The following is a 7557-nucleotide window of genomic DNA, read 5'->3' as shown; positions in this document are numbered from 1 at the left end:
GATCGGCGTCAGTCGTCGATGCGGTAGTCGATGCGGCGGGCTCGATTTGAGCGGCGCAGCGACAGGATGAGTTCGATCTCGCCCCGGTGCTTGTCGAGCTGCTGGGCGATTTCGACCGGGCTGCGGCCGGCGTCGGCGAGTTTGTAGATGATCTCCCGCTGCGGATCGATCTGCTCGGTTCCGTTGCCGTCGTTGACGGGATTCTCGTCGGTTTTGGCTGATCCGTTCAGTTGCTCGAGCCGCTTGATCCGCTGGTCGGCTTGGCGGATCAGGACATCGAGCTTGCAGAACCGGGTGTCGATATGGGCGTTGATCTGGCGGGAGAGTTCCTGGAGTTCGACGATCAGGCGTTCCAGGTCGCCGCGAAGCTCGGATTGGTTCGAGAGGTTTTTGACCGCGATGTTCCTGGAGGCCCTGTCGCTGAGCCGTCCCTTGCCCTTAATCCGCTGGGAACTGCGGAGCAGGGCGTAGCCCACCAGCACGCCCAGCACGCAGAGCAGGATCCACTGCCGGCTGTCTTCGAAGAAAGGGAAACTCAGTGCTTGCATCGCCGCGATCGGCGTCATGCTCATTATGGCCTATCTATTATTTATTCTTCTGATCGATCACCCGCCTGGCCTGATCGACAGCTTGGCGGTAAATTTCCCGCAGCGGGGCGCCGGTCTTGACCGCGAGGGCCCGGCAGTCTTCGTATTCGGGACTGACCCGGACCAGCCGGCCGCCGAAGTACCCGATTTTGACGGCGACCTGCCCGTCGGGCAGATCGACCCGGATGCTCTCACGGCTGAGCTTTTGCCGGGTCACCAGCGACCGCCGCAGGCCGAACGTGCTGCTGTGGTGCAGGATGGTCGCGGCCAGGGCGTCGCCCTTTTCCGGGGGACCAAGCACCTCCAGCATCACGCCGGGCCGGCCCTTTTTCATAGTTATCGGAAAACAGACCACATCCAGTGCACCCTCGTTCCAGAGCCGCTCGGTCAGGTAGCCGGTCTCCTCGCCGGTCTGATCGTCGAGTTGCGTGGCCAGTTGGACGACCAGGTCCGACTCAGCCGCGGCGGTTTGGGCGGACTCGCCGACGATTACCCGCAGGACGTTGGCCCGGTCCTTGTATTGACGGGTTCCGGCCCCGTAGCCGATCGCCCGGATGGTCATTTCCGGCATGGAAGGGACCTGTCGGCCGAGGGCGGTGGCGATGGCGGCCCCGGTGGGGGTGGTCAGTTCGCCCTCGCCTCCGGCGTAGGTCGCAAAGCCGGTCAGCAGCTCGGCGGTGGCGGGTGCGGGAACCGGCAGCGTCCCGTGGGCGGCTTGGATCGTGCCGGACCCGACGGGGACAGCGGGAAAACAGATCGCATCGATTCCCAGCAGTTCCAGACCGATGCAGGTTCCGACAATGTCCACGATCGAATCGACCGCGCCGACCTCATGAAAGTGGATTTTCTCGATGTCGCAGTTGTGGACTTTGGCCTCAGCCGCCCCAAGCCGCCGGAAGATCGCGGCGGCGTTTTCTCGGACGGTCGGGCTGAGCGGGCTTTTGTCAATGATGGCCAGAATATCTGAAAGAGAGCGATGATGATGCTCGTGATGGTGCCCGTGGTGGTGGGTGTGGACGAGGAAATGGGTGGCGGCGATGCCCGCCCGGTCCACTTTCTGTCTTTCCACCTCAAATCCATGTAAGTCGATCGACTGCAGTTGTTTATGAAGCTGATCCCAGTCGGCGCCGGCGTCCAGGAGGGCGGCGACGGTCATGTCGCCGGCCAGGCCGGAAAAGCAGTCGAAGTATGCATGCATGGCGGTCTCCATGTGGTTGTTACGGTGCATTATCCGCGCTGGGCCTGCGAGTTTCACGAGATTCCCCAACTTCCACAAGTGGGCGGCCGAATTCGCCGATGATTACCTAAGCTGCGCACCAACGAAGAATTCGCAACAAGAGGATACATCCATGGAAGACCGTCGCCAACACTATCGTCTGCCGATATCCCTGCCGGTGGAGGTGAGTCTATCCCGGGAGGCCGGGCGGCTGACCACCACGAGTTCCAACGTCTCAGCCGGCGGCGTCCGGTTCCTCTGCTCCGGGGAGACGGTCCGACCGGGCGAACGGGTCAGCCTGCGGCTGATCATCCCCCCCGCCCCTGGCCGTTCGAGCCGGGTGACCGCGATGGAAACCGACGCGACGGTCCTGCGGGTTGAGTCCACGAACCACGACGGCCCGGCCCAGCGCTACGCCGTCGCCTGCCGATTCAGTTCTCCGCTGCGATTCAACTGAAATTGTAGTATCCGAGTCATTCTGATAATCCAGCTATCTGCTGTCTGTGGTGCCAATCAGCCCGGACAAGGTAATGTCGCTCTCTGGACGGGGCCTGCGACGTTGGGCGTTGACACGGACGGCGGGATCATGTAGGATGAATGGCGGAAATGTCAGACAAATCTGGAGAAAGGATCGGTTTTCGTGGTCAATAAGCGGACGCAGTTGCGATCGGCGATCCTGTCGGCCTTGGGCCGGGGGGATTTCAAGGTCGGCGACAAGCTGCCGACCGAGGCGGAACTGATCCGACGGTACGGGATATCGCGGGCGACGGTGCGGGAGGGGCTGGCGTCGCTGGTGGAGGACGGGATTCTGGCCCGGCGTCGGGGGGATGGGACGTACGTGGCGAGTCTGAGCCCGGATCGGCGGAGCAAGATGCTGGCTGCGATGATCCCGTGCGTGCGCGGGGAGTGGAACGTCTACGACCAGATCCTTCGGGCGGCTGAGGACGTGTTCCACGAGCGGGGTTACTCGCTGGTGTTGTGCAACCACGACAACGAGCCGGAGAAGGTGAAGCGTTACATCGGCCGGCTGCTGCAGGACAACGTGGCCGGGGTGCTGTACGCCCCGATGATGCTGGAAGACCAGCGGGAAGAGAACCTGGCGGTGGTCGACGAATTCGAGCGGATCGGCATGCCGTTTGTGCTGGTCGACTCGGCGATCTCGGTCGAGACGGTCAGCCGCTTCACGACGGTGGCGACCAACGGCTTTGCCGCGACGCGCGAGGTCGTGACCCACCTGGTGAGCCTGGGCCATCGGCGGATCGGGTACGTGCGCGGTTTTCCGACGGTGTACTCGTCGGACCAGCGGTATCTGGGATATCTGGAGGAGATGCGGCGGCGGGGGCTGGAGCTGGCGGAGGGCTACGTGCAGCAGATCCAGTACGGACCGGTGGCGGGGCAGGGACAGGCGGAGCTTCGGGCGATGCTGGCGTGCGATCCGCCGCCGACTGCGGTGATCTGCATTCACGATTTTGTCGCCAAGAACGTGATGGACGAGGCGAGGCGGCTGGGATTGCGGGCGCCGCAGGACCTGGCGGTGGTGGGGTTCGACGACCTGCCATTCGTGGCGCACCTGGAGCCGCCGCTGACGTCGGTGCGTCAGCCGACGGAGCGGGAGGGACATCTGGCGGCCAGGTTCCTGCTGGAGAAGATCGAGGCAAAGACGAACGGCGAGCGGCAGGAGTTTCTGACGTGCGAGTTGATGGTGCGCGGCTCGTGCGGCGGCGCGATCAAGACGGCCGATCGGTCGGCCGGGACTTTTGCGAGGGCGTTGGTCAAATGATTTTGAATTTGGGATTTCGAATTTCGGATCTGGGCGGCCGCGACGCGAGCGGCGCGCGGGTTGGCAAGGAGTCGCTGTGGATCGGGCCGCTGGGCTCAAGGGCCTTTACCCTGATTGAGCTGTTGGTGGTCGTGGCGATCATCGCGGTGCTGGTCTCGATTCTGCTGCCGGCGCTGAACTCGGCGCGGGAGCATGCGCGGACGCTGCAATGCCTGGGGAATCTCAAGTCGATCGGAACGGCGCTACACATGTACGCCGGCGAGAACAACGGGTTTATTACGCAGGAGTACAACGAGTGGACGCCGTGGATTCCGGGCGACTGGCCCGAAAAACTCGGACCATACCTCGGGCTGGGGCGCGATCCGGGAGAGTGCCGCAACAACATGGTTGCGTTGATGTGTTCCGGCGCGCAGATCAAGATCGATGCCCACTCATATATTGAACAGGTGGAGGCGCCTTACTACCACGGCGGTTACGCGTTCAATGCACTGCTTGACGGTTATATTTGGGAGGCCCGGCCGCCGAAGCAGTTGCACGAGCTCGATAGTGACCTTGTGTTTCTTGGCGACGGGATGCTTTGGTTCAGCGGGTGGTGGTGCATGAACAAGCTGCTTGCGTACGATCCATCCGGGGACTATTTCCATCATCCCGACTATCGCCACAACGGCGGCCACGATCGCGGTGATGCTCCGTTGGAGTATGCATCGGGCGATACCGCGAATTTTCTTTTCCTCGACGGTCACGGTCGCAGCGTCACGTACGACCAGCGATACAGCGTAGCCCTTTCCCCCAGGTGACGATCAGGAGCAGCGAATGAGTTTGTGCAGGATGTTGGTTGCGGTTCTGACGATGAGCGTATGCGCCCTGGCGGGCGAAACGGTGACCATCGTCAATGCCGCGAAGGACAGCAAGGAGTCGGCATACATCGAGCGGCTAGTGGTGACGACGACGGACGCGACGCTGGTGCTTCGGTTCGAGGGCGCGCTGGACGTCGGGCGGGAGATGGACGCGGTCAAGGCGAACACGAACGATAAGTTCCATCACGCGGACAACCAACTGGTTGTCACGCTGAGCAATGAGGCGCTCGAGGAGTTCGCGCTGACGGTCGGGCCGGACGCGGCGGGGACTCTGGCGGTATTTCCGGACAAGGCGGCTTTGAAGGTGGTCGAGGGCGCGGTTGAGTTGGCAATTCCGCTCGAACTGGTCCGGTACTCGCCGGTTCAGGTGATCGCCGAGATGTACGCGTTGTACTACGGCAGCGAGCAGATGCTGGCGACGGAGGGGCGGAACCTGTTCTCGGCTGAGGGAGGAGACCCGGCGCGAATCGAGGTGGCGTCGCTTCCGGTCAAACCGGACGCGCCGGCGGTAGAGGATCTGAAGGCGGCGGAGGTCGGGCCGAACTCGGTGAGTCTGGCGTGGCGGACGAACAACCGGACCAGCGCGCACGTGACGGTCGAAGCGGAGGGCGAGGCGTCGCGGACGATCGAGGAGGCCTACCGCACCGACGGGCACAGGCTGACGATCGCGGACCTGCGGCCGGAGACGGCGTACGTCGCGAAGGTCAGCGGCGAGGATTTCGCCGGCCGGCAAGCGGAGCCGAAGGCGATCGAGTTCCGAACGACGGCGGTGGATGCCAAGGCGGTCAAGGACGATCCGTGGCTGCGGGTCCAGGGCAAATACATCGTGGACTCGACGGGCAAGCCGTTCCCGCTGGGCGGATACTCGCACTTCGTCGGCGAATACTGGTGGAACGAGTTTCCGCGCTACGGCACGACGGCGATGACCGCGCGGTATTTCCGGTCGATGGGCTATAACGCCTGCCGGCTCGGACTGGCTGAGCACCAGCCGGGCGGCTGGTCGGCCAGCATCATGAAGGACGGCAGCGCGTTCGAGCTCTACGGCGGAGCGGAGGGGTTCGTCAAGAAGTTCGTGCGTCCGCTGGCCAATCAGATCATGGACCAGGGCGTCTACGTGATCATCGACTGGCACGACACCTACGGCATGGACGCGGAGAAGATCGAGAAGATCGCGCAATTCTGGGAGGCCTGCGCCGCGGAGTTCGCGGACGAGCCGCGCGTCGCGATGTATCAGTTGTACAACGAGCCGTGCTTCAAGGACGGCCAGAACCGCATCGACCTGGCGCCGCGGGTCCGCGAGATCATGAAGGACTCCATCACCCGCATCCGCAAGCACGACAAGCGGCACATCATCCTCGTGTCCGACTGGAATTGCGGATGGGGCTGGGCGACCGAGAGTCAGTGGCAGCCGGTTAACTTCGATCCGGGCGATCCGCAGAAGCAGATCGTCTACTCCAAGCACATCTCGAAGGAACACACCACCGAGGCGTTCATGGTGGGCGGGGTGGACCGCATCGCCGACAAGTACAACGTGCCCATTTTCTTTGATGAGGTGGAAACGAACGGCCTGCTGCCGCCGCGCGAGACCGCGTGGTTCTACGACTTCCTGTGGAACAACCCGCGGAAGTACGGGTTTCTGACGTGGGTGTGCGGGCAGTATCCGCACCAGCACCAGCGGGTGGGTTCGGCGTTCGCCCAGGCGTATCTGCCTCGTCCGCCGTTCACGGAGCGCGGCGAGGAGCCGATCGTCGGCTGGCGGCGGATCGGCGATCCGCAGGAGACGAAGGCGGGCGAGTGGTGGTTCTATCGCTACACACTGGGCGAGGCGCTTCCGGCGGGCGACTACGGCGTGGTGATCGAGTGCGCCTCGACGGACACCGCGGTGGCGATCGCGGTGGCCCCGGCGGATGACCGGACGAAGCTGCTGGGAACGTGGCTGGGCCCGCCCGGCGGCACGCAGTGGTACAACTGGTCGATCACCGAAGGCCAGAACGGCGTCAACGGCGCGGTCTACTTTCACGCCCTTGAGCCCTTCGTCGAGATCGTTTTGCGGACGACGAAGGAACTGGCCACGACGTACCGAACCGAGGACGTGATCCGCGACTGGCGCGAGATTCAACTCATCCGCCTGAACCCGGCCCACCAGATGCCGGTTCCGAAGGTGAACAGCCGGTTCGTCGAGATGCCTCAATAAGGGCAGGAGGAACATGCGATGCCTGTTCGGCATGAACGAAGCCAAGGACACGTCGGGTTTACGCTGATCGAACTGCTGGTGGTAGTCGCGATCATCGCGGTGCTGGTGGCGATGCTGCTGCCGGCGTTGAACGCGGCGAGGGAACAGGCGCGGACCCTCCAGTGCGCGTCGAAACTCAAGCAGCTCGGCGCGGCGTTTCAGATCTACACGGATGAGAATTCCGGGATCTACCCTCCCTTCGCCATCTCGCCGCAGTATGTGTTCCTGCCGATTCGCTATCCGACCTGGCAGACGCTTATTGCCCCGATTCTGGGAGCGCCTTCGGAAGGCGACGCCCGGGAGTATTACCATTGTCCGGCGGATGACTTCACGGATGCCTCTCATTGGCAGTACTTGTACAGCTACGGCGGAAACTGTCACCTGGGAGTCTTTCCTGGGCCGGGCGACAAGTGCACCGTCAGTGAGGTCCTCGACCCCGCTGGCGTGTTCATCCTGACGGACATCAACCTCCACGGCGGCTGGCACTGCATCAACTTCTGGGAGATTCGGGATCTGTGGTTGGACAAGCGGCACAACAACGGGCTGAACGTCCTGTTCTGCGACGGCCACGTCGATTGGCAGGAATACTCGCTCACTGATCTGCAGTTCCTGCCTGATCCGGAACATATCTGGTGACGCGTCGTGCGCGTAGCGTTGGAAGATACGGACGGGGCGGTGGGCCTACGCGTAGTCATGACCGGGATCATCCGCGCCGATCATCGAGCGTTCAGAGGCACCAGTGAAACAGATGTGATTTGCTTGACTGGATGGTAGAGAGCGAGAATATCCGGTTCCTTCACGATCCGTCGGCGGTCCTGTCGTGATGCGGCGCATTTCCTGCGCACGACCACCGGCCGTATCAAGTGCTTCGGCAGTCAAACTAG

The 7557-nt window shown here is 63.1% G+C and carries 7 protein-coding genes; 5 read left to right on the top strand and 2 right to left on the bottom strand.

Going from position 1 to position 7557, the window contains the following annotated elements; genetic code table 11:
• Nucleotides 1-8 precede the first annotated feature (8 nt).
• Nucleotides 9-572 (bottom strand): hypothetical protein, encoded by a 564-nt coding sequence (locus GXY33_03845; protein ID NLX04261.1) that lies wholly within the window; start codon nucleotides 570-572, stop codon nucleotides 9-11.
• A 13-nt stretch (nucleotides 573-585) separates the two neighbouring features.
• Complete coding sequence (gene larC / locus GXY33_03840) at nucleotides 586-1785, bottom strand: nickel pincer cofactor biosynthesis protein LarC (GenBank protein NLX04260.1); 1200 nt, start codon at nucleotides 1783-1785, stop codon at nucleotides 586-588.
• Between the two features lie 151 nt (nucleotides 1786-1936).
• Between larC and GXY33_03835 the strand changes: the two genes are divergently transcribed.
• The 5 genes from GXY33_03835 (at nucleotide 1937) to GXY33_03815 (ending at nucleotide 7309) form a co-directional block, all read left to right on the top strand.
• Nucleotides 1937-2260 carry a PilZ domain-containing protein gene (locus GXY33_03835; protein ID NLX04259.1) on the top strand — a complete coding sequence of 108 codons (324 nt, stop codon included), beginning with the start codon at nucleotides 1937-1939 and terminating at the stop codon, nucleotides 2258-2260.
• A gap of 183 nt (nucleotides 2261-2443) precedes the next feature.
• Nucleotides 2444-3583, top strand: a complete 1140-nt coding sequence (locus tag GXY33_03830; protein ID NLX04258.1) for a GntR family transcriptional regulator — start codon at nucleotides 2444-2446, stop codon at nucleotides 3581-3583.
• Nucleotides 3580-4380: a DUF1559 domain-containing protein gene (locus GXY33_03825; protein ID NLX04257.1), complete on the top strand. Its 801-nt coding sequence runs from the start codon at nucleotides 3580-3582 to the stop codon at nucleotides 4378-4380. The genes GXY33_03830 and GXY33_03825 overlap by 4 nt, the downstream gene beginning before the upstream one ends.
• Before the next feature lie 16 nt (nucleotides 4381-4396).
• Nucleotides 4397-6634, top strand: coding sequence for a cellulase family glycosylhydrolase (locus GXY33_03820; protein ID NLX04256.1), 2238 nt, complete (start codon nucleotides 4397-4399; stop codon nucleotides 6632-6634).
• An 18-nt stretch (nucleotides 6635-6652) separates the two neighbouring features.
• Nucleotides 6653-7309, top strand: a complete 657-nt coding sequence (locus GXY33_03815) for a DUF1559 domain-containing protein (GenBank protein NLX04255.1) — start codon at nucleotides 6653-6655, stop codon at nucleotides 7307-7309.
• Nucleotides 7310-7557 lie beyond the last annotated feature (248 nt).

The organism is Phycisphaerae bacterium (assembly GCA_012729815.1).
GTDB lineage: Bacteria > Planctomycetota > Phycisphaerae > JAAYCJ01 > JAAYCJ01 > JAAYCJ01.
The sequence above is the reverse complement of the archived record's forward strand: the minus strand, read 5'-3'. Positions and strand labels throughout refer to the sequence as shown.